Source organism: Pseudomonas sp. P1_A1 (genome assembly GCF_056406935.1).
Genome location: NZ_JBFTZE010000023.1, coordinates 39,145 through 61,600 on the forward strand (window position 1 = coordinate 39,145; position 22,456 = coordinate 61,600).

The following is a 22,456-nucleotide window of genomic DNA, read 5'->3' on the forward strand; positions in this document are numbered from 1 at the left end:
TGCTTACAGGCCGGAAAGGCCAAGGGCGGGATCGATTCCATCGAGTGCATCGGCCAGAACCTTGGCCTTGTCGGCGATGCGCTTTCTTTGCTCGGGGCCGACGGTGTCGTAGCTGGCGTAGCCATCCTTGACCTTGAAACCGTTGAGTTCGGCGTCGAAGGCCGGTACCGCGCTGTCGATTTTCGCCAGTAGTTCAGCGGCAGGTTTGCTCAGCAACGGCCGCAACAGGTCGACGACTTTGCGGGTCGCGTCGAGGTTGGCGGCGAAACCGTTCAGGTCGGAGTGGCTGTAGCGTTCTTCTTCGCCGCTGCTGGCGCGTACCTCGGCGAGGCTGTTGAGGTTGCGCACCAGCATGCTCACCAGTTGTTCCGGTGGCAGCGACTGGGCCAGCAGTTGCTGTTTGAGATTGGCGACATCGATGCTCAGGCGTTGTGCAACAGGCGTCAGACCGTCGAGGTTGCGTTGTTGGAACAGCGCGTATTCGAGGCGGTGGAAGCCGACGAAGCCCGGATCCTGCTCGCGCTTATCGAAGTAATCGGCGCGGGCGTTGATCGCGTTGTCCAGCTCCGCCAGGCGCTGGGCTGCTGGAGCCAACCGTTGATAGGCCGCACGAGCCGGCACATACAAGGCTTGTGCCTGGCTCAGGTCGCCGGCCTCGATCGCTTGCTCAAGCGCGGCGACGGCTTTGATCAATGCGATGCTCTGGCTGCTCAGGTACACGCGAAATTCCGACAGTGGGCCAATGAACGCCACCATCGACGGACGCGCCTTGGCCGCCGCATCGGATGCGGCGGTCGGACTGACATGCAAGGTGCCGCGCGGGTTGCTCAGCAAGCCGCAGGTGATGGCGTAGTCGCCGGGCAACAGGTTGGCGTTGATCACCTGGCTCAGGCCAGGGGCGATGTTCTCGCGCTCTTCGACCACCAGCACGCCGTCAAGAATTTCCCATTCGACGGCACGGTCCGAGCGGTTGACGATACGGAAACTGGTGCGACCGGCCGGAACCGTCAGCGCATTCGGTTCGCAGCTGTGCGGGTGAAGGGTGACCAGCACTTGGTCGTGGTTGCTCTGGCGCTTGGCGGCGGCCATTTTCGAGGCGTAGTAGAACAGGCCACCGGCGGCGATCATCACGATCACCGAACCGGCTACCGCCCAGCGCAAGGCGCGGGGCGGGGAAGCCACTGGAGGAACTGGCGTTGACATGAAGGCCCTTACTGGCTGGAAACGGAGGAGGGTGTTTGCGCAGACGTGGCTACGGGAGCCGGGAGAAAAAACATCACCAGTGCCACCAACAGATAAGTCAGATATGCCCCGAGGGTGCTGACCGTCGGTGCGTCCTGGTAACCGAACATCCCGGCCAGCACCGAGCCCAGCGGGCCGTCCATCGGCAGCGTGGCACTGAAATCGAAGAGCACGGTTTGCAGGTGATTCCACACGCCGGCTTCATGCAGGGCTTGCACCGAGTTGGCGAGAATCCCGGCGGCGACCACCAGGATGAACAGGCCGGTCCAGCGCAAGAACGCCGAGAGATTCAGGCGCAGGCTGCCGGTGTAGATCAGGAAGCCGACGATGATCGCCAGGGCCAGGCCGAACAGGGCGCCGAGCGGTGCGGCCGGGCCTTCGCTTTGCTGGAACACGGCGAGCAGGAAGAACACCGTTTCCAGGCCTTCCCGGGCGACGGCGAAAAACACCATGGCGATCAGCGCGGTCACTTGATGCCTGGAGCCGGTCAGCGCTTGATCGAGGGAAACGTGTAGCGAATGCTTGATCGAACGCGCCACCTTGCGCATCCAGAACACCATGGAGCTGAGAATGCCGACGGCCAGCAAACCGACCACACCTTCAAACAGCTCTTGTTGCTTTTGCGGGAATTCAGCGCTGACCAGTTCCAGGCCACCGCCCACCAGCAGGGCCAGCGCGGCGGCGAGGAATACGCCGACCCACACTGCCGGCATCCATTGGCCGCGACCGGTCTGCTTGAGGTAACTGGCGATAATGCCAACGATCAACGCGGCTTCGATGCCTTCGCGCAGCATGATCAGAAAAGGAACGAGCATTCAGCACCGGAGAGTAATTAGATAGGGTGCCAATTTGTAACATGATGAAACTCATTCTCATATGGTAGCTATTGCTAATTGCCTGAACCTAAGCTGAACAACCCTGAAGATCCCACCATCCCTTAGGAGCGAGCGGTGCGCTAATATGCCCACCACTCCAATAACAAGGCTCACCCCGGTCAATGTCGGAAAAAGACACCATCGCCATTCAACTGGTGCGTGAAGCGCTGTTGCAAAGTTGCGCCCCGGGCGCTGCCACCGCAGAGGTGTTGAACAAGGTCGGCATCGATCCAGCGCTGTTGGACAGCACTGACGCCCGTGTCCCGGCCACCGCCTATGCGCGCCTGTGGCGTTTGCTGGCCCGGCGCGGGGACGATGAGTTTTTTGGCATGGACCCGCGCAAGCTCAAGTCCGGCAGCCTGGAGTTTCTCTGTCGCTGCTCCATGGTCCAGCCAAGCCTGGCCGCCGGGTTGACCTCGGGCCTGAGCTTTCTGTCGTTGATGCTCGAACGCCTGCCTGCGCAACTGGTTCGCCAGCAAAGCCTGGCGGAAATCGTCCTGCTGGAGGACGACGATGAGCCGCGCCGCGCCTTCACCTATTTCACTTACTGGATGATCGTGCACGGCGTTGCCTGTTGGCTGGCGGGGCGGCGGATTCCGATCCTGGCCATCGAGTTGCGTTGCCCGGAGCCGGATTTTTGCGATGACTATCGGGTGATGTTTTCCGAGAACCTGCGATTCGATCGGCCTCGCACGCGGATGATTTTCTCCGCCGACTGCCTGGATTTGCCGATCAAGCGCAGCGCCGAAGAGCTCAATCGTTTTCTGGCCCATGCGCCGGCGAACATTCTGGTCAAGTACCGCGACCCCGAGAGCCTGGCCAGCCGGATCAAGCACGATTTGCGGCAACTGCGCGCCGAACACTGGCCGGAAACCGAGGCGCTGGCGCAGCAACTGTGCATGTCGGCCTCGACCCTACGCCGACGCCTGGCCGAAGAAGGGCAGACGTATCAGGGGCTCAAGGACAGTGTGCGCAAGGAACTGGCCATCGTCTGGCTGGCCGAACCGGCCATCAGCTTCGCCGAAATCGCCACCCGTTTGGGGTTTGCCGATGCCAGCTCGTTCTACAAGGCGTTTCGCAAGTGGTCGGGGTCCAATCCTGGGCATTATCGGAGTTTGATTCTTAACGACGTCAGCTAATCGTTCCCTCGCTCTGAGTGGGAACGAGGTGGTTAGCGGTCTTGGCCAAACCAGTCACGCAACTTGATAGCTTTGACCATTGTCCCGCTCCCCGCGCAGAGCGAGTATTTCCCTGTTGATTACGGTTCCCCCAACCTAATAAAAATACAGAGGGATTCTGGCAATGCGCGATTACTTGTCTGCTACGTCACAGTTCAATTATCAGCACACCGTCGATGCCGCGCTCACAGGGTCGTTGACCGCGCTCAACGCCTGCGTCGAGTGTTGCGACCGGCATGCCTTGCCGGGGCGTATTGCGCTGTTCTGGGAAGGTCGCGACGGCAGCAGCGCGACCTACACCTTTAGCGACTTGCAGGACAAGGCCGCGCGTTTCGCCAATTTCCTAGTGGCCCAGGGCGTGAAGAAGGGCGACAAGGTCGCCGGCCTGTTGCCACGCAACATCGAATTATTGATCACTGTGTTCGCCACCTGGCGCATCGGCGCGGTTTATCAGCCGCTGTTTACCGCCTTCGGCCCCAAAGCCATCGAGCACCGTCTCGGCAGCTCCGGCGCCAAAGTGGTGGTCACCGACGCGGTCAATCGCCCGAAACTGGCTGAAGTGGCCGACTGCCCGACCATCGTCACCGTCGGCGGCGCCAAGGGGCAGGGCATCGTGCGCGGTGACTTCAGTTTCTGGGCGGAACTGGCCAACTACTCCAGCGTCTGCGAACCGGTATTGCTGACCGGTGAAGACCCGTTCCTGCTGATGTTCACCTCGGGCACTACCGGCCCGTCAAAAGCGCTATCGGTGCCGCTCAAGGCCATCGTTGCGTTCCAGAGTTACACCCGCGACGCTGTAGACCTGCGCCCCGAGGACGCCTTCTGGAACGTCGCCGATCCGGGTTGGGCCTACGGTATTTATTTCGGTGTCACCGGGCCGATGGCGATGGGGCATCCGATCACCTTTTACGATGGCCCGTTCACCCTCGAAAGCACCTGCCGGGTGATCAATAAATACGGGATTACCAACCTCACTGGCTCACCGACCGCCTATCGCTTGCTGATTGCCGGTGGCGATGAATTCGCCCGTTCGATCAAGGGCAAGCTGCGCATCGTCAGCAGCGCTGGCGAGCCGCTGAACCCGGAAGTGATTCGCTGGTTCGCCGATAACCTTGGCGTGGTGATTCACGATCATTACGGCCAGACCGAACTGGGCATGGTGCTGTGCAATCACCACGGTCTCGATCATCCGGTGCACGTCGGTGCCGCCGGTTTTGCCTCGCCGGGTCACCGCATCGTAGTGCTCGACGAGGAATACAAAGAACTCGGCGTCGGCCAACCGGGCATTCTGGCCATCGACCGTACCCAGTCGCCGATGTGCTGGTTCAACGGTTACGAAGGCGCACCGACCAAGGCATTCGTCGGCAACTATTACCTGAGCGGCGACACCGTCGAGTGGAACCCGGACGGCAGCATCAGCTTCGTCGGCCGCAGCGACGACGTAATCACCACCTCGGGCTACCGCGTCGGCCCGTTCGATGTGGAAAGCGCGCTGATCGAACACCCGGCGGTGGTCGAGGCGGCGGTGATCGGCAAGCCCGACCCGGAGCGCACCGAACTGGTGAAAGCCTTCGTCGTGCTCAGCCCGCAATACCGTACCGAGCCTGCGTTGGCCGAAGAACTGCGGCAACACGTGCGCAAGCGTCTGGCGGCGCACGCGTACCCCCGTGAAATCGAATTTGTCAGTGAATTGCCGAAAACCCCAAGCGGCAAATTGCAGCGCTTTATCTTGCGCAACCAGGAAATCGCCAAGGCTCAAGAGGCCGCCGCGAAGAACGTTTCAGCTTGAATCCAAGGAAACAATGATGCAGATCGAAAACAAGGTTTTTCTCGTCACCGGCGGTGCTTCCGGCCTCGGTGCCGCCACCGCTGAAATGCTGGTGGCCGCCGGCGCCAAGGTGATGCTGGTGGACATGAATGCCGAAGCCGTCGCGGCCCAGGCTGCACGTCTCGGCGCGCAGAGCGTGGTGGCCGACATCAGCAATGAAGCGGCGGCCGAAGCGGCGGTGCAGGCGACGGTCAAAGCGTTTGGCGGCCTCAATGGGCTGGTCAATTGCGCCGGCATCGTGCGTGGCGAGAAGATCCTCGGCAAGAACGGTCCTCATGCCTTGGCCAGTTTCAGCCAGGTGATCAACGTCAACCTGATCGGCAGTTTTAACATGTTGCGCCTGGCTGCGGCGGCGATTGCCGAGACCGAAGCCGATGCAGACGGCGAGCGCGGGGTGATCATCAACACCGCATCGGTGGCGGCCTTCGACGGTCAGATTGGCCAGGCCGCGTATTCGGCATCCAAAGGCGCGATTGCGAGCCTGACCTTGCCTGCCGCCCGTGAGCTGGCGCGCTTCGGTATCCGCGTGATGACCATCGCACCGGGCATTTTCGAAACGCCGATGATGGCCGGCATGACCCCGGAAGTACGTGATTCACTGGCCGCCGGCGTGCCGTTTCCACCGCGCCTGGGCAAGCCGAGCGAGTACGCCGCGCTGGCCAGGCATATCATAGAAAACAGCATGCTCAACGGCGAGGTAATCCGTCTCGACGGTGCCTTGCGCATGGCCGCCAAATAAGGAGTATTTGTCATGACACTGTCCAACGATCCGATTGTTATTGTCAGCGCCGTCCGCACCCCGATGGGCGGTTTCCAGGGCGAACTGAAAAGCCTGACCGCGCCGCAACTGGGCGCTGCTGCGATTCGTGCCGCGGTCGAACGCGCCGGTATCGCCCCTGAATCCGTCGAAGAAGTGCTGTTCGGCTGCGTGCTCTCCGCCGGCCTCGGCCAGGCCCCAGCGCGGCAAGCGGCACTGGGCGCCGGGTTGGATAAATCGACCCGCTGCACGACGCTGAACAAAATGTGCGGCTCGGGCATGGAAGCGACGATCCTGGCCCACGACATGCTGATCGCCGGCAGCGCCGACGTGGTGGTCGCTGGCGGCATGGAAAGCATGTCCAACGCGCCGTACCTGCTGGACCGCGCCCGCAGCGGTTACCGCATGGGCCATGGCCAGGTGCTCGATCACATGTTCCTCGATGGCCTCGAAGACGCCTACGACAAGGGCCGCCTGATGGGCACCTTTGCCGAGGATTGCGCCGAGACCAATGGCTTCAGCCGTGAAGATCAGGACGCGTTTGCCATCGCGTCGACCACCCGCGCCCAACAGGCGATCGAGGAAGGTAGTTTTAACGCCGAGATCGTGCCGCTCACCGTGACGGTCGGCAAACAGCAAGTGCTGATCAGCCACGACGAACAACCGCCGAAAGCCAAACTGGACAAGATCGCTTCGCTGAAACCGGCGTTCCGCGAGGGCGGCACGGTGACGGCGGCCAACTCCAGTTCGATTTCCGACGGCGCGGCGGCACTGGTGCTGATGCGCCGTTCCGAAGCCGAGAAACAAGGCCTGAAGCCACTGGCAGTGATTCACGGTCACGCGGCGTATGCCGATACCCCGGGGCTGTTCCCGGTGGCACCGGTGGGCGCGATCAAGAAGCTGATGAAGAAAACCGGCTGGTCGCTGGATGAAGTCGAGTTGTTCGAAGTCAACGAAGCCTTCGCCGTGGTGAGCCTGGTGACCATGACCAAGCTGGAAATCCCCCACGAGAAGATCAACGTCCACGGCGGTGCTTGCGCTTTGGGCCACCCGATTGGTGCGTCCGGCGCGCGGATTCTCGTCACCTTGCTCTCGGCCCTGCGCCAGAAAGGCCTGAAACGCGGCGTGGCAGCGATCTGCATCGGTGGCGGCGAAGCGACGGCCATGGCCGTTGAATGCCTGTACTAAAGCTTGGCATTAAGGAATCTACATGCTGCCCAACGACGAACAACTTCAGATCAGCGACGCGGCCCGGCAGTTTGCCCAGGAACGGCTGAAACCGTTCGCCGCCGAATGGGACCGCGAACATCGCTTCCCCAAGGAAGCCATTAGCGAAATGGCCGACCTGGGCTTCTTCGGCATGCTGGTGCCGGAACAGTGGGGCGGTTGTGATACGGGTTACCTGGCTTACGCCATGGCCCTGGAAGAAATCGCTGCCGGCGATGGTGCCTGCTCGACCATCATGAGCGTGCACAACTCGGTGGGTTGCGTACCGATTCTCAAGTTCGGCAACGACGACCAGAAAGAACGCTTCCTCAAACCGCTGGCCGCCGGCGCGATGCTCGGTGCGTTTGCGCTGACCGAACCGCAAGCCGGCTCCGATGCCAGCAGCCTGAAAACCCGTGCCCGGCTGGAAGGCGATCACTACGTGCTCAACGGCTGCAAGCAGTTCATCACTTCCGGGCAAAACGCCGGGGTGGTGATTGTGTTTGCGGTGACTGACCCGAGTGCCGGCAAACGCGGGATCACCGCGCTGATCGTGCCCACCGATTCGCCGGGCTATAAAGTCGCGCGGGTCGAAGACAAGCTCGGTCAACATGCCTCCGATACCTGCCAGATCCTCTTCGAGGATGTGAAAGTGCCGGTGGCCAATCGACTGGGTGAGGAGGGCGAAGGCTACAAGATCGCCCTGGCCAACCTCGAAGGCGGACGTGTCGGCATCGCCTCGCAATCGGTGGGCATGGCCCGCGCCGCGTTCGAAGCGGCCCGCGACTACGCCCGCGAACGCGAGAGCTTCGGCAAGCCGATCATCGAGCACCAGGCGGTAGCGTTCCGCCTGGCGGACATGGCCACCCAGATCGCCGTGGCCCGGCAGATGGTGCATTACGCCGCGGCATTGCGCGACAGCGGCAAACCGGCGTTGGTCGAAGCGTCGATGGCCAAGCTGTTCGCCTCGGAAATGGCCGAAAAGGTTTGTTCCTCGGCGTTGCAAACCCTTGGCGGTTACGGTTACCTGAACGACTTCCCGCTGGAGCGGATCTACCGCGACGTGCGGGTGTGCCAGATCTACGAAGGCACCAGCGACATTCAGCGCATGGTCATTTCGCGCAATCTTTGAGAAGGAGCCCACCTATGAACTACGAAACGATTTTGCTGGAAACCCACGGCCGCGTCGGCCTGATCACCTTGAACCGTCCGCAAGCGCTGAACGCGTTGAATGCCCAAATCGTCAGCGAACTGAACCATGCCCTCGATGGCCTGGAGGCCGATTCGAACATCGGTTGCATCGTGCTGACCGGCTCGAAAAAAGCCTTCGCCGCCGGTGCCGACATCAAGGAAATGGCCGAGCTGACCTACCCGCAAATCTACCTCGACGACCTGTTCAGTGACAGCGATCGCGTGGCCAATCGCCGCAAGCCAATCATTGCCGCGGTCAACGGTTTCGCCTTGGGCGGTGGCTGTGAACTGGCGCTAATGTGCGACTTCATCCTGGCCGGCGACAATGCCAAATTCGGCCAACCGGAAATCAACCTCGGCGTATTGCCGGGCATGGGCGGCACCCAGCGCCTGACCCGCGCCGTGGGCAAGGCCAAGGCCATGGAAATGTGCCTGAGCGGGCGCTTGATCGATGCGGTGGAAGCCGAGCGTTGCGGAATCGTGGCGCGCATCGTGCCGGCGGACGAGCTGGTGGACGAAGCGCTGAAAGTCGCGGCGCTGATCGCGAAAAAGTCGCTGCCGATTGCGATGATGATCAAGGAAAGCGTCAACCGCGCCTTTGAAGTCAGCCTGTCGGAAGGCGTGCGTTTTGAACGCCGGGTATTCCATGCAGCGTTTGCCACGCAGGATCAGAAGGAAGGGATGGCGGCGTTTATTGCCAAGCGTGAGGCCGAATTCCAAGGCAAGTGATGTAGCGTCCTCACGGACGTCTTCGCGGGCAAGCCWCGCTCCTACAGAGGATATGCATTCCCCTGTAGGAACGAGGCTTGCCCGCGAAGCTTTTTAGATCAGGTAGTTCTTGAGTTCCCGGGCAATCACCATCCGCTGTATCTCACTCGACCCTTCATAAATCTGCGTGATCCGCGCATCCCGGTAGTAACGCTCCACCGGGTAGTCTTCCAGATACCCATACCCGCCATGAATCTGAATCGCCGACGAACAGACTTTCTCCGCGATCTCCGAAGCAAACAGCTTGGCCTGTGAAGCCTCCGACAGGCACGGCTTGCCGGCACTGCGCAAGCGCGCGGCGTGCAGGATCAACAGGCGCGCGGCGTTCAGTCGGGTCTGCATGTCGGCCAGCATATTGGCGATGCTCTGGTGTTCGATGATCGGCTTGTCGAACTGCACCCGATCCCGCGCATAGGCCAGCGCCGCTTCGAACGCCGCACGGGCGATGCCCAGGGCTTGCGCGGCGATGCCGATGCGGCCGCCTTCGAGGTTGGAGAGGGCGATGGCCAGGCCTTTGCCGCGTTCGCCCAGCAAATTGGCTTCAGGGACGGTGCAGTTGTTCAGGGTGACGGCGCAGGTATCGGAAGCACGGATGCCCATTTTGTGTTCACTGCGGTCGACGATGAACCCCGCTGTTTCGGTCGGCACCAGGAATGCCGAGATGCCACGCTTGCCCAGCTCCGGATCGGTCACGGCGAAAACGATTGCCAGCTTCGCCCGTTTGCCGTTGCTGACGAATTGCTTGGCGCCGTTGATCACCCACTGGCCGTCGCGCAGTTCGGCGCGGGTGCGCAGGTTATGGGCTTCGGAACCGGCTTGCGGTTCGGTCAGGCAGAAGCAACCGATGGCCTGGCCGCTGGCGAGGTCCGGCAGCCATTGCTGTTTTTGCTCTTCGGTGCCGTAATTGAGCACTGGCCCGCAGCCCACGGAGTTGTGGATGCTCATCAGTGCACCGGTGGCGCCGTCACCGGCGGAAATCTCTTCCACCGCCAAGGCGTAGGCAACGTAGTCGACATAAGTGCCGCCCCATTCCTCGGGCACCACCATGCCCAGCAGCCCCAGTTCACCCATCTTCGCCACCAGACCATCATCGATCCAGCCGGCCTTTTCCCAGGCTTGTGCGTGGGGCGCGATTTCGCCGCGGGCAAAATCCCGGGCCATGTCGCGGATCATCACTTGTTCTTCGCTCAATTCGATATCGTGCATGGCTCAGTTCCCGCTCTGGTCAAACCCGGTGAAAAAACTCGCGACGTGCTCGGCGTCCAGCGCCTGCAAGGTCGGCGGGTTCCAGCGCGGGTTCTTGTCTTTGTCGATCAGCAAGGCGCGCACGCCTTCGATCAGGTCGCCACGTTCGAACCACTGGCGATCCAGATGCAGTTCGAGGGCGAAGCACTGCTCCAGGCTCAGGTGCCGACCGCGCCGCAGCATCTCCAGGGTCACGCCCATGGCCAGCGGTGAACGGCTTTCCAGCAGGTCGGCGGTGGCCGTGGCCCAATCGTGGCTATCGGCGACGGTCACTTCACGCAGTTGTTCCACCATACTCGGCACATCGGACAGGGCGAAGAAGTGGTCGATGACCGGCCGCAGCGCCGCCAGCGGCGCTACCGGCAGTTGCTGCACGGCGAGTTTCGCCAGCGCGCCTTGCAGGTCCTTGAGCGGGGTGTCGTGCCATTCCAGATGGTCGAGTCGCTCGTCCAGCTCGCCCAGGCTGGCGCTCTCCAGATACCAGTCGGCCATGCCGCAATAGAGCGCATCGGCGGCGCGGATCTGCACACCGCTGACGCCGAGATAAATGCCCAGCTCACCGGGAATGCGCGGCAGGAAGTAACTGCCGCCGACGTCCGGGAAATAACCGATGGCCACTTCCGGCATCGCCAGACGGCTGCGCTCGGTGACCACCCGCAAATCGGCGCCTTGCACCAGGCCCATGCCGCCGCCCAGGACAAAGCCGTCCATCAAGGCCAGGACCGGTTTGCGGTAGTGATGGATCGTGAGGTCGAGGGCGTATTCCTCGACGAAGAAATCTTCGTGCAGGGTGTCGCCGTTTTTGAAACTGTCGTACAGCGAGCGAATATCGCCGCCGGCACAGAAGGCTTTCTCGCCAGCACCGCGCAACACCACCGCATGCACCTGCGGATCCTGTGCCCAGGCATCGAGCTGCTGTTGCAGGCTGCGGACCATGTCCAGGGTAATGGCGTTGAGGCCGGCGGGGCGGTTGAGGGTCAGGTGACCGATGTGATTGCGAACCTCGGCCAACACTTCGTTTTGCGTGGCATCCATGGACGGTGTCCCCGGGGATGAAACCTGAGCAGTCATCACTAACTCCCTGCTTTTATTGTTCTTTATAGAGAAGCTCGCGCGCGAGCGATGCTGGATCGTAACAGTGCAAATTTGCCCTGTACAACCGAGATACGTGCAGGTTCTTTCTGCATTTTTACCTTAGTACAAAATCAAAAGATCGCAGCCTTCGGCAGCCTGACACCGTTTTGAATCAACCTTGAATTTGTGGCGAGGGGGCTTGTCGGATCGCCGCACCGTCCCGTTCGACTGCGCAGCAGTCGCAGATAAGGGCAATGAGGTATGCCTGGAAAAACTCGTTAGCAGGTTTTGGGGCCGCTTCGCGACCCAACGGGGGCAAGCCCCCTCGCCACAAAGATGCCTTTAGGTTCTGCTGCTCAGCACTTCACCGATACTGCGCCGCTTGGCATGCAACTCACTGGCATGAATCAACTGCTCGAGGTCTTCGGGGGTAACGTCGTAGAAGGCCTCCATGTCGGCGAGTGCCCGTCGCAGATCTTCGGCGGTGATCGCCTGGCTGTCGGCCGCGGGCATTAGCGGGGCCGGTTCGGCGGGACGTTTGGGGTAACGAATGCGCGTGAAGTTGTTGTACGCCAACGCGCTGAGCAGCATCGTCGAGCCACTGAGCATCACCGGGCCGAGGGCTTTCCAGCCCATGGCGATGGTCGCCGGGTCTGCCAGCACCATCAGCAGCGCCAGCGCCCCGGCGGGTGGGTGCAGGCAACGCAGCCAGCACATCAGAATCAGCGCCATGCCCGCCGCGAGGCAGGCGCTGCCGAGGGTGCGGCCGAGTACGTGAGCGACCAGCAGCGAGACCACTCCCGCACACAGGTAACCGCCAAGAATCGACCACGGCTGGGCCAGCGCACCCGAGGACACGGCGAACAGTAATACCGCCGACGCGCCCAACGGACCCATCAGATGCAGCGCCACCTCGAGGCCGAACACCTGGCCGCACAGCCAGACGCTGAACATCGTGCCCAGGGCCATGCCGATCGCGGCGCGGCTCCATTCGGTGGGGCGGGTGTTGATGGCGGCGGGCAACCAGTGAGCGAGCATGACGAACATCGATCCTTTGACAAAAACCAGGGCAAAAAAAAGGCTTGTCCGGATACCCGGAAAGCCCTTGAAGTGGTTCCAACTATTGGGGAGGAACGGCGCACAGTGTGCCGATCATTGCCGATGCTGACAAATTCATATTAATGCAGCTTCAATGCATTATTTTTGCAGTATCGCGACGCGTCGACCGCTCATGAAACAGAGAAAACCGCCCATCGCCGTCAACGCGCTCAGGGCGTAGAACATGGTGGGCGCGGGCGTGTGCATCAGCAGGAAACCGCAGATCATCGGGCTCAGCGCGCCACCGAGGGCTGCTAGGTTCTGTGCGCCGTAGTAGCTGCCGCGCAGTTCTTCCGGGGCCAGGGTGTCGACGAAGAGGAATTCGGCCGGGTAAATGATCATTTCGCCGAGGGTGAAAATGAACATTGCGATGCACCAGCTCACCAGGCCGTCGGCCAGGCTGAAACCGATCAAGCCGAGGATGAACAGGCTACTGCCGCCGACAATCCAGTAACGCAGTTGTTCGCGTTGGAGAAACCGGCCGATCTGGTATTGCAGCAGGATCACGCTGATGGCGTTGCAGGCGAGCAGGGCGGCCATGGTTTCCAGCGCTCGTTTGGAGTCGTGGGTCACCAGCAGGTATTGCGACAGGTACAAGGTAAAACGCCCGTGGACCACGGTGCTGAGCAGGCAGCCGCAGGTGAACATGATCAGCGTGCGGTCGTTTTTCAGGGTGACCAGGGTTTTGAGAAAGCTTTGGGGCTGGCCGATGGCGGATGTCTGGGCCGGGTCTTTGGGAATGCCGCTCATCAGGAAAATGCTGAAGAACGCGATGCCGCCGGCGATCAGGAACGGGGCAATCGGGTATACGCCGGCAATCACCACACCGAGCATCGGGCCGGTGGCGTAGCCGATGTTGGTCAGGGTGTAGCGCAGCGAAAAGGCCTTGGCCCGCTGGCCCACGGGCAGGTTGTCGCTGAGGATTGCCTTGGACCCGATCAGAAACAGCGCCGAGGCGGTTTCGGTGATCACCAGGGTCGCGGTGGTCAGGTAGAGGTTTTCGGCAAAAGTCAGCAGCACGAAGCCGATGGCACTGGAGAGCATGGCCAGGATCAACAGCCGCCGCTTTTCGAGGCGGTCGATGATGTAACCGCCATAGAGCGCGAGCAGGGTGGCGATGAACACCGCAATCCCGAGCAGCAGGCCGACGTCCTGTTGGTTGAGGCCGAGCTTGGTGCTCAGGAACAGCGTGAGCAACGGGCTGGTGATGGCGCGACTGACGACGATGGTCAGCGAACAGATCATCAGCCGGCGGATAACGAGGGAGTAAGTGGCCACGGTGGGGCAAATGTCCTTATTCAGATTCTGTGGTGTTCGACGCGCAACGCCAGACTCAACTCAGCCACCGATCAAGCGCCCGAACCGACTCCAGTTCTTCCAGCCGCCACAACTGCTCCAGCAGCTCTTTTGCCTGCTGTCGTGGTATTACCCGCCCGGCCAGGCTGAAGAATTTCTCCTCCAGCGCCGCGTCACTCAGCGGATTGCCCGGCGCCCCCAAGGGCACCTCGACGCACAGGCTCGCTTGCCGACCGTCCACGGTCCGCACGCTGACGACAGGCTCGCCATCCTCGGACAGATGCGGGTCGAGTTCAAGGCGAATACGCGACATCCAGTGCGCAATCCGCGGGTGGCGGCGCTGTTCATCGTCGTAGGCTTCCAACCGGCAATGCCCATGGACCAGCCGGGCCGCCAGGGCATATCGCAGACTCATCTGCGCCGCCGGCAATGTGCTGACGTCCTGACCGCCACACATGTCCTGAAGGAATCCGCACAACGACACCTGAACGTCCTCGACCTGATCGGCGCTGGCCTGCAATTGATCCAGCAACAAGCCCAATGCATCAATCGCCGAATGGGTCCCACGGCATGCCGCATAGGGCTTGATCGAGCAGCGCGCGAGTTTCCATACGTGGCCCAGTTCGGCGTTCAACGCCTCGGGCACGGCGGTGTCCGCCGCGAGGGTCTTGAGGAAACCGCCCCAGACGTCATCGAACAGTTTTGTCGGGCCGGTGATGCCTTGTTGAGCAAACCGCGCGGCCAGCAATCCACCTTCGGCGGCACGTCCGCTGTGGAGTCTTTTGCTTTGCGAGCCGTCATGGATAAACGCCCACAGACCGCCGCTGAAGCTGCCGGCGATGCCCAGTGCCGACAAGGTTTGTTGTGCATCCAGCCCCAGAATCCGTGCACTGGCCGCCGCCGCGGCAAACACTCCGCACGTCGCCGTGGAGTGCCAACCGGCGCCGTTATGGGCCGAGTAACTGCCGCAGGCTTCGAGCACACGACGGCCGATTTCGTAGCCGATCACCACCGCAGTGATCAGTTCGCGACCATCAATTGACGCTTCAGAAACCGATAGCGTTGACATCGACAGCGCCGCCATCACCGCCGGCAGCACCACCGCGCCGGAATGGTCGCAGCCGCCGGTATCGTCCAGCTCCAGGGCATGCGCGGCGATACCGTTGAGCATGGCCGCTTGCGCCGCGCCGACTCGCTGACCGGTGCCCCAGACCAACGTGCTGCCGGTTTCCCCCTTGAACACCTGATGCGCCTGTCTGGCGACATCGCTGCCGGCCCCGGCCAGGGCTGCGCCGAAGGTGTCGAGGATGTGTCGCTTGGCTTGCTCTACCAACGCGGCGGGTAAGTCTTCAAACCGCGTATCAACGCAAAACCGTGCCAACCGCTCCATTCGAATCACCCCATCGTAGGAGCTGCCGAAGGCTGCGATCTTTTGATCTTGATCTTTCATACGCCGTAATCCCGATAATGACGCTCGTACACAGCGGCCGGGTGATCCTCGGTCACCGGCGCAGCAGACTCTGCCCACCACTGAGCCACTTCGGCACCGGTGGCGATCCACACGTCGTCGTGCTGCTGAATGCTTTGCAGCAATTCACGCAACACACCGATCCGCCCCGGTGTGGCGATAATTTCCGGGTGCAGCCGCAGCACGTAACACAGCCCGAACCGGTGAAACCCGGCGAAGTCCATTTGCAGGTTGCCCAGCGTGTGGCTGTAAGAGGCGATGCGCGATTGCGCCGGTGGCACCGCCGGGCTGAGGTTGAAGGCGAAATAGGGCTCGTCTTCCAGTTCGTAATGCAGCGGCAACTCGATCACCTCGGGCGCCGTCGGGTGGGCGAAGGGCAAATCATCGCCGCGCCATGACGAGGACCAACGGATACCGTGCTCGCGCAACACCTCGATGAAGCCCGGTGCGCCATTGCCGGCCGGAATGCGAAAGCCTGTCGGCCGCTGACCGGTCAACGCGCTCAAGGCCGCGCAGCCTTTGGCGATTTCGGCGCTTTGCTCGGCCAGGGTCAGGTTGTCGTACTGCTGATGGCGATAGCCGGCGCAGGCAATCTCGTGCCCGCCGGCCTGGATCGCCCGGAGGTGTTGTGGGTTTTCCTCGGCGACGATGCCGGGCACGAACCAACTGCTGGAAACCCCCAGTTCTGCGAACACGCCAAGCAAACGCTCAACCCCACGCTGGGTGCCATAGCGCCACACCGACAAGGTCTTGTCGCGCCCGGCGACTTCCGGCGCCTGGGTAAGGATGCCGTGGATGTCGTTGTAATCGACGGTCAGCACCACGGCGCAGCGGTAGCCTTTCGGCCAGACAATGGAATCAGCCATGGTGATGCTCCTTCAGCCACCACTGGGCGACATCGCGGCAGGTGGCGAACCACACGTCGTCACGCTGGCGCATGTGTTCGAAGAGTTTTTCCAGGAGCAGGATGCGCCCCGGTTTGCCGGTGATCTTGGGGTGGAACAGGGTGGTCAGGCACAGCCCTTCAGCCATGGCGCCATCGAACTCGCGGCACCAGTTATCGAGAGTCAGTGCGTAGCTGGCGGTACGGTCCAACCCGGACGGGAAGTCCGGCGCGCGGGTGTAGGCGAGGGAGGCGTAGTCGTCCATTTCCCAGCGCCCGGGGATTTCCACCAGCGGCGTATCGAAGCCCGGCACCTTGACCAGGTAGGGCCGGTCATCGCCGCGCATGCTGCTGGAATAAGTCACGCCGGCTTCCACCAGCATCGCCGGCGTTTCAGCCCGCCAATCGCCGGACGGCGTGCGGAAACCTTCAGCGCGGATGTTCAGGTACTTCCAGAACACCTCGCGGGATTTGTGCATCACGTCCTTCTGCTGCTCCAGCGTCAGGGCGTAAAAAGATTCGTGTTTGTAGCCGTGATAGGCCACCTCATGCCCGCGCTCGACAATCGCCTGGCACTGTTTCGGCCAGTTCTCCACGACCCAGGCCGGAACGAAAAACGTGGTCGGGATCCGGAACTCATCCAGCAGATCGAGAATCCGCGGCAGCGCCCGAAAGGGGCCGTAACCGCCGAAACCGAAATACTCGGGCTTGCGCCAGATCGAGCCGTTGAGCATGGCATCGCCGGTGGGGCCATCGAGGTCGAAGGCCAGGGCGAGGCAGGCCAGGTGCTGGTCGGGCCAGGTGGGTTGCAGCGAGGAGGACATCGTGTGGCGCTCCAGAATTAATAGTTGAAACACCCGTAGCAGCTGCCGAGCCCGCGAGGCAGCTGCTACGAACCGTGTTATTTCCCGGCGTTGATGGTCACGGTCTTGATCGCGCCCAGTTCCAGGTCCCATTTCTTCAGGATCGCCTGGTAGCTGCCGTCATCGATCATGCTTTGCAACGCGACTTTCACCGCTTCGCTCAGCTCAGGTTTTTTCTTGCTCACACCCATGCCCGAGAACTGCTTGGAGATCGGCAGGCCCACGGTTTTGTACATGTCCTTTTCCTGGGTCTTGAGGTACGGCAGGGTTTCGCTGCCTTGCATGGCCGCGTCGATACGGCTCTGACGCAATTGCGCACGGGCGTCGGCCGAGCCTTCGGTGCCGATCACGTTGATCGCAGGTTTGCCGGCGGCTTCGCAGTTTTCCTTGCTCCACGCGGCGATTTCCGCCGGGAAGGTGGTACGGCGGCTGGTGCCGACTTTCTTGCCGCACAAGTCGACGATCTCGTTGGTGTCCTTGTTTTTCTGCAAGGTGTAGAACTGCGGACCACTGGTGAAGTAATCGACGAAGGTCACGCTGGCCTGACGCTCGGCGGTGTCGGTCATGCCTGACAGCACCATGTCCACGCGGTCGGTCGTGAGCGCGTTGATCATTTGCTCGAAACCGGTTTCCTGCCATTTGATCTTCACGCCCAGACGTTCGGCCAGGGCGTTGCCCAGGTCATAGTCAAGGCCGGTGAGGGTGTTGGTGGCCGGGTCCTTGAAATCCATCGGCGGGTAGTTCGGCATGATCGCAACAACGATCTCGCCCTTGTCCTTGATGCTGGCCGGCAACTCGGCAGCGAAGGCGAAACCGGATGCCAGGACGCTGGCAAGTACTGCTGGGATTACTAGGTTCTTCATGGTCGTTCTCTTATGAGTGTTGTTAGGCGGCTCTTGTTTTCCAAGCACGGCCCTTAGGTTCGAACGGCAGAAATGAAGCTTTGGGTGCGTGGGTTTTGCGGACTTATTAGTATTTCTTCGGGGCTTCCAGCCTCCACGATCTGCCCGCCGTCCATGAACACCATGCGGTTGGAAACCTCGCGAGCGAAGCCCAGTTCATGGGTGACGACGATCATGGTCATGCCGGTTTGCGCCAGATCGCGCATCACCGACAGCACCTCTCCGACCAGTTCCGGGTCGAGTGCCGAAGTGGGTTCATCGAACAGCATCAGCTTGGGGCGCATGGCCAATGCACGGGCAATGGCGACACGTTGTTGCTGACCACCCGACAGTTCGATCGGGTAGCTGTTGCGCTTGTCGGCCAGGCCGACGCGAGCGAGCAGTTCCACGGCTTCTTCGTGCGCTTCTTTGGGCGAACGCTTGAGCACCTGGCACGGCCCTTCGATGATGTTTTGCAGCACAGTCATGTGCGGGAACAGGTTGAAACGCTGGAAAACCATGCCGGTGGCCAGGCGCTGGCGGGCAATCTGCGATTCGTTGAGCTCGTGCAGTTTGTTGCCGACGATCCGGTAACCCACCAGCTCGCCGTCGACCCACAGACCGCCCTTGTCGATTTTTTCCAGCTGATTCACGCAGCGCAGCAGGGTACTTTTGCCGGAGCCGGACGGGCCGATGATGCACAGCACTTCGCCTTGCTCGACTTCGATGTTGATGTCCTTGAGCGCGTGGTACTGGTCGTAATACTTGTTCAGGCTCACGGCCTTGACGATGCTTCTCATGTGGGGCTCCTCAAGAACGCTTGCCGGCGCCGCGAGCGAAACGACGCTCCAGACGGCTTTGACCAAAGGACAGCACGGTGACCGTGGCCAGGTACCAGATACCGGCAACGATCAGCAACTCCATCACACGGGCGTTGGCGTAGTAGATGTTCTGCGCGTTGTAGAGCAGCTCCGAGTACTGGATGACGCTCGCCAGGGAGGTCATTTTCACCATGCCGATGAATTCGTTACCGACCGGCGGAATGATGATCCGCATGGCCTGGGGCAGGATGATCCGGCGCAACGCTTGCAGGCGCGGCATGCCGATCGACTTGGCGGCTTCGTACTGGCCGGTGTCCACCGACAGCAGGCCGGCGCGCACCACTTCGGCGGTATAGGCGCCCTGGTTGATGCTTAAGCCGAGGAGGGCGGCTACGAAGGGCGTCATCAGGCTCACGGTGTCCATTTCGAACAGGCCGGGAATGCCGATGGTGGGGAAGATCAGCGCCAGGTTGAACCACAGCAACAGCTGCAGGATCAGCGGCGTGCCACGGAACAGCCAGGTGTAGGTCAGCGCCACATAGCGCAGTATCGGGTTGGCCGACATGCGCATGATCGCCGTGATCACCCCGAAGACAATGCCCAGCGCCATCGCCAGCACCGCCATGACGATGGTGTTGAGCAAGCCCCACATGATCGCTTGCGAAGTGAGGAACTGGCCGATGTACGACCATTCGATCTTGCCTTCGGCGAAGGCTCGTACCAGGCCGATAATCGCGATCACGATGACGGTGGCGAAAAAAATCCGCCCGTAATAACGCCGTGGCACGTGTTGATACTGGGTGATATCGAACTGGTTTTCCGCCAGTTTGCGCTCCGCCTGGAGTCGTTCTGCCTGTGTCTGGCTCATGTTGGTTCTCCGTACGCCGCCCTCGATACGGGCGGCGTGTGTGGTTTATCAGTTGCAGCGCTCGCGCAGGGTTTTCGCCCTGGATCAGAGACGGAAGCCCTGATAGTTCTCGGTCCACTGTTGCTGCGCGACAAGGGCGGTTTTCAGTCGGCCGATCTGTTCRCGCACCTGTTGYGGCGCGGTACCGCCCCAGCCGCTGCGGGCGGCGATGGCGGCTTCGAGGGTCAGGCTGTCGCGCACCTCAGGTGTCAGGCGCGGATCGATCTCGGCCAGCAGCGCCGGCGAGGCTTCCCACAGTTCGATGTCGTGTTTCTCGCAGGCCTGGACCAATGCGCCGGTGATTTCATGCGCTTCCTTGAACGGCACGCCGCGCACCGCCAACCAGTCGGCGACTTCGGTGGCAAGGGTGAAACCCAGCGGTGCCTGACGGCGCAGTTCTTCGACGTTGACCTTCATGGTCGCGACCATCCCGGCCATGGCCGGCAGCACCAGCAGCAGGGTGTCGACGCTGTCGAGTACGCCGTTCTTGTCTTCGCTCAAGTCACGGTTGTAGGACAGCGGCAGGGATTTGAGCGTCGACAGCAGACCGGTCAGGTTGCCGATCAAGCGACCAGCCTTGCCCCGGGCCAGTTCGGCGATGTCCGGGTTTTTCTTCTGCGGCATGATCGAACTGCCGGTGGCGTAGGCATCGTCCAGCGCGACCCAGCGAAATTGCCGCGACGACCACAGGCAGAATTCTTCGGCGAGGCGGGAAATGTTGATCCCGAGCATGCTGGCGATAAACAGGAACTCGGCGACGTGATCGCGGCTGGCCACGGCGTCGATGGAGTTTTCGCACACGCCGCTGTAGCCCATTTCCTTGGCCGACTGCTGGGGCAGGCGAGCGATGGCGGAACCGGCCATGGCCGCCGCACCCAGGGGCGACAGCGAGGTGCGCGCATCCCAGTCCACCAGACGCTGCACGTCGCGCAACATCGATTGGGCGTGGGCCAGCAAGTGATGAGCGAAGACGATCGGCTGGGCCTGTTGCAGGTGAGTGAAGCCCGGGCAGATGCTTTCGACGTGTTGCTCGGCCTGCTCCACCAGTGCTTGCTGCAAGGCCAGCACTTCAACGGCCAAAGTACGGACGTGATCACGCAGGAACAGCCGCAGGTCGTTGGCGGTCTGGTCGTTGCGCGAACGGCCGGCGCGCAGCTTGCCGCCCAGTGCGCCGAGGCGCTCGGTCAGCAGGCGCTCGATGAAGGTGTGCACGTCTTCGTCGTCCAGGGTCGGCGCGATGCTGCCGGCACGGAAGTCATCACCGATGCGCTGCAGGGCGTCGAGCATGGTCTGGGTTTCTTGCTCGCTCAGAAGGCCGGCGCGCTGTAATTCCCGGGCATGCGCCTTGGAACCGGCGAGGTCGTACGGGGTGAGGCGAAAGTAGCGCTCGGGGCAGCGGGACAGCGCCGCCAGGGCTTCGGACGGACCGCTCTTGAAGCGGGCACCCCAGAGACGGTCGGTGGTTTGAGACATTGTTGTTTTCCTCGTCGGTAACGCGAACTGATATCGGTGTGCAGAGCCTGAAACACTTCCCGGAAATTATTCGGGTGTGGTCATGGCCAAGCAGTGTTCAAGAGGGCAGTTGCTAAAGGGCGAGAGCTGATCGAAGTGTCAGCTTTTAATAGTTCGAAATCAGTGAGTTGGCACTGATCGGCGGGATTTATTAACGGTTGCCAAGCCTTGTTTTCTGTGTTCATTATTATTAGCCAGCACTGTTTTTGTTGTTGGACACAGGTTGTTGAATAGGGCGACAGAGGTAAATAAGCATTATGGAAACCCCACTTTCCAATTCCGGAAACCCGCCGCTAAAAACGGTATATCGGGCGCCGCTGGCCCTCAGCGGTCTGGACTTCAAACTGCTCAAAGTATTCAAGGCCGTGGTCGAAGCTGGTGGCTTCAGTGCGGCGCAGAATGAGCTGAATGTGGGCTTGGCGGCCATCAGCAAACAGATTTCCGACCTTGAGATTCGTATTGGCATGCGCCTGTGTACCCGGGGGCGGGAAGGGTTTCACCTGACCGAAGAAGGGCGTCTGGTGTATCAGGCCTCGATCGATTTATTTGCCTCGGTCGATAACTTTCGTGATCGGCTTAGTTCGGCGCAGAATGAACTTATTGGCGACCTTGGGGTGGGCGTCATTGATAATACAATTACCGACTCCAATTCTCCGTTAGTTGCGGCGCTTAGAAGAATAAATGAAGAGTCGCCGAAAGTAAGATTTCAACTTCAGACATCGCAGTTAGATGAAGTGGAAAGAGGTGTGGTCGAGGGGCGGCTAGTGGCCGGGATCGTGCCGGTTTATCAAAAAAGAGAAGAGTTCGATTACTTCCCGCTTTATGAAGAACGCTCGTACGTGTATTGCGCTGTCGGTCATCCACTGTTCTCGGTGCCGGAGGCGGACATGGGCGGCAATGTGCTGCAGGATTACGAGTGCATCAACCACCGTTACGCGATTCATCGGGACAAACTGAATTTTGCCCGCTACGACAGCTTTTCCGCCTCGGCGACTCAAGTGGAAGCCGTGGCGCTGTTGGTCAAGACGGGGCGTTTCGTCGGTTTTCTGCCCGAGCATTACGCGGCAAACCTAGTGGTTCAGGGACAGTTTCGGGCGGTGCGTCCGGACCTGATCAACATCGTCACGCCGTTCAATCTGATCCTGCGCCACAACACTGTGCGCAGTCCGTTGGTGAAGGCGTTTGCCCAGGCGCTGGGGGTGGATTTGAAGGCGCCGGTTTGACCTCAAACGTAGGCGTTCAAGTGTGGTTAACAGTAACTAACGGACAATGTATGCCTACGTAGGAGTTGCCGAAGGCTGCGATCTTTTGATTTTTCTCTTCAGCAACATCGAAACCATCAAAAGATCGCAGCCTGCGACAG

20 protein-coding genes are annotated in these 22,456 nt (G+C 61.2%); 7 read left to right on the forward strand and 13 right to left on the reverse strand.

Annotated elements, in window-relative coordinates:
- Nucleotides 1-3: 3 nt before the first annotated feature.
- Nucleotides 4-1,203 (reverse strand): iron uptake system protein EfeO, encoded by a 1,200-nt coding sequence (gene efeO / locus AC1D2Q_RS26175; RefSeq protein ID WP_477815067.1) that lies wholly within the window; start codon nucleotides 1,201-1,203, stop codon nucleotides 4-6.
- An 8-nt stretch (nucleotides 1,204-1,211) separates the two neighbouring features.
- The gene (efeU, locus tag AC1D2Q_RS26180) at nucleotides 1,212-2,057 is read right to left on the reverse strand and encodes an iron uptake transporter permease EfeU (RefSeq protein ID WP_477815068.1); all 846 of its coding nucleotides are present in this window, start codon (nucleotides 2,055-2,057) and stop codon (nucleotides 1,212-1,214) included.
- Nucleotides 2,058-2,239: 182 nt separating this feature from the next.
- On the opposite strand from efeU, the gene AC1D2Q_RS26185 reads away from it, so the two are divergent.
- The 6 genes from AC1D2Q_RS26185 to AC1D2Q_RS26210 all read left to right on the forward strand — a co-directional run bounded on the left by AC1D2Q_RS26185 (nucleotide 2,240) and on the right by AC1D2Q_RS26210 (nucleotide 9,006).
- Nucleotides 2,240-3,256, forward strand: a complete 1,017-nt coding sequence (locus AC1D2Q_RS26185; protein ID WP_477815069.1) for an AraC family transcriptional regulator — start codon at nucleotides 2,240-2,242, stop codon at nucleotides 3,254-3,256.
- 163 nt (nucleotides 3,257-3,419) lie between these two features.
- Entirely contained in the window at nucleotides 3,420-5,084 is a 1,665-nt protein-coding gene (locus tag AC1D2Q_RS26190; protein ID WP_477815070.1) for an AMP-binding protein, read from the forward strand.
- Nucleotides 5,085-5,100: 16 nt separating this feature from the next.
- On the forward strand, nucleotides 5,101-5,862 hold the full coding sequence (locus AC1D2Q_RS26195) for an SDR family NAD(P)-dependent oxidoreductase (RefSeq protein WP_477815071.1): 762 nt from the start codon (nucleotides 5,101-5,103) through the stop codon (nucleotides 5,860-5,862).
- Between the two features lie 12 nt (nucleotides 5,863-5,874).
- Nucleotides 5,875-7,068 (forward strand): acetyl-CoA C-acyltransferase, encoded by a 1,194-nt coding sequence (locus AC1D2Q_RS26200; protein WP_305408969.1) that lies wholly within the window; start codon nucleotides 5,875-5,877, stop codon nucleotides 7,066-7,068.
- A gap of 22 nt (nucleotides 7,069-7,090) precedes the next feature.
- Nucleotides 7,091-8,218, forward strand: coding sequence for an acyl-CoA dehydrogenase (locus AC1D2Q_RS26205; RefSeq protein ID WP_138867511.1), 1,128 nt, complete (start codon nucleotides 7,091-7,093; stop codon nucleotides 8,216-8,218).
- Nucleotides 8,219-8,232: 14 nt separating this feature from the next.
- The gene (locus tag AC1D2Q_RS26210; RefSeq protein WP_028940625.1) at nucleotides 8,233-9,006 is read left to right on the forward strand and encodes an enoyl-CoA hydratase; all 774 of its coding nucleotides are present in this window, start codon (nucleotides 8,233-8,235) and stop codon (nucleotides 9,004-9,006) included.
- Nucleotides 9,007-9,099: 93 nt separating this feature from the next.
- Here the strand turns inward: AC1D2Q_RS26210 and AC1D2Q_RS26215 are convergent, their stop codons facing one another.
- From AC1D2Q_RS26215 to argH, 11 genes are all read right to left on the reverse strand, one after another.
- Nucleotides 9,100-10,251, reverse strand: coding sequence for an acyl-CoA dehydrogenase family protein (locus tag AC1D2Q_RS26215; protein ID WP_018929133.1), 1,152 nt, complete (start codon nucleotides 10,249-10,251; stop codon nucleotides 9,100-9,102).
- A gap of 3 nt (nucleotides 10,252-10,254) precedes the next feature.
- Nucleotides 10,255-11,361 carry an enoyl-CoA hydratase/isomerase family protein gene (locus AC1D2Q_RS26220; protein WP_477815072.1) on the reverse strand — a complete coding sequence of 369 codons (1,107 nt, stop codon included), beginning with the start codon at nucleotides 11,359-11,361 and terminating at the stop codon, nucleotides 10,255-10,257.
- Between the two features lie 345 nt (nucleotides 11,362-11,706).
- Nucleotides 11,707-12,402, reverse strand: a complete 696-nt coding sequence (locus AC1D2Q_RS26225; RefSeq protein ID WP_477815073.1) for an HPP family protein — start codon at nucleotides 12,400-12,402, stop codon at nucleotides 11,707-11,709.
- Between the two features lie 159 nt (nucleotides 12,403-12,561).
- Nucleotides 12,562-13,740 (reverse strand): MFS transporter, encoded by a 1,179-nt coding sequence (locus AC1D2Q_RS26230; protein WP_477815074.1) that lies wholly within the window; start codon nucleotides 13,738-13,740, stop codon nucleotides 12,562-12,564.
- A gap of 55 nt (nucleotides 13,741-13,795) precedes the next feature.
- On the reverse strand, nucleotides 13,796-15,208 hold the full coding sequence (locus AC1D2Q_RS26235) for an MmgE/PrpD family protein (RefSeq protein ID WP_477815075.1): 1,413 nt from the start codon (nucleotides 15,206-15,208) through the stop codon (nucleotides 13,796-13,798).
- Nucleotides 15,205-16,092 (reverse strand): polysaccharide deacetylase family protein, encoded by an 888-nt coding sequence (locus AC1D2Q_RS26240; protein WP_477815076.1) that lies wholly within the window; start codon nucleotides 16,090-16,092, stop codon nucleotides 15,205-15,207. The genes AC1D2Q_RS26235 and AC1D2Q_RS26240 overlap by 4 nt, the downstream gene beginning before the upstream one ends.
- Complete coding sequence (locus AC1D2Q_RS26245) at nucleotides 16,085-16,933, reverse strand: polysaccharide deacetylase family protein (RefSeq protein WP_477815077.1); 849 nt, start codon at nucleotides 16,931-16,933, stop codon at nucleotides 16,085-16,087. Before AC1D2Q_RS26245 ends, AC1D2Q_RS26240 begins: the two co-directional genes overlap by 8 nt.
- A gap of 77 nt (nucleotides 16,934-17,010) precedes the next feature.
- Nucleotides 17,011-17,835, reverse strand: a complete 825-nt coding sequence (locus AC1D2Q_RS26250) for an ABC transporter substrate-binding protein (protein ID WP_028940620.1) — start codon at nucleotides 17,833-17,835, stop codon at nucleotides 17,011-17,013.
- 53 nt (nucleotides 17,836-17,888) lie between these two features.
- Nucleotides 17,889-18,653: an amino acid ABC transporter ATP-binding protein gene (locus AC1D2Q_RS26255; protein ID WP_064617790.1), complete on the reverse strand. Its 765-nt coding sequence runs from the start codon at nucleotides 18,651-18,653 to the stop codon at nucleotides 17,889-17,891.
- A 10-nt stretch (nucleotides 18,654-18,663) separates the two neighbouring features.
- Complete coding sequence (locus AC1D2Q_RS26260) at nucleotides 18,664-19,542, reverse strand: amino acid ABC transporter permease (protein WP_105346141.1); 879 nt, start codon at nucleotides 19,540-19,542, stop codon at nucleotides 18,664-18,666.
- An 84-nt stretch (nucleotides 19,543-19,626) separates the two neighbouring features.
- Complete coding sequence (gene argH, locus AC1D2Q_RS26265; RefSeq protein ID WP_305408961.1) at nucleotides 19,627-21,054, reverse strand: argininosuccinate lyase; 1,428 nt, start codon at nucleotides 21,052-21,054, stop codon at nucleotides 19,627-19,629.
- 296 nt (nucleotides 21,055-21,350) lie between these two features.
- On the opposite strand from argH, the gene AC1D2Q_RS26270 reads away from it, so the two are divergent.
- The gene (locus AC1D2Q_RS26270) at nucleotides 21,351-22,316 is read left to right on the forward strand and encodes a LysR family transcriptional regulator (protein ID WP_477815078.1); all 966 of its coding nucleotides are present in this window, start codon (nucleotides 21,351-21,353) and stop codon (nucleotides 22,314-22,316) included.
- The last annotated feature ends 140 nt before the right edge of the window (nucleotides 22,317-22,456 follow it).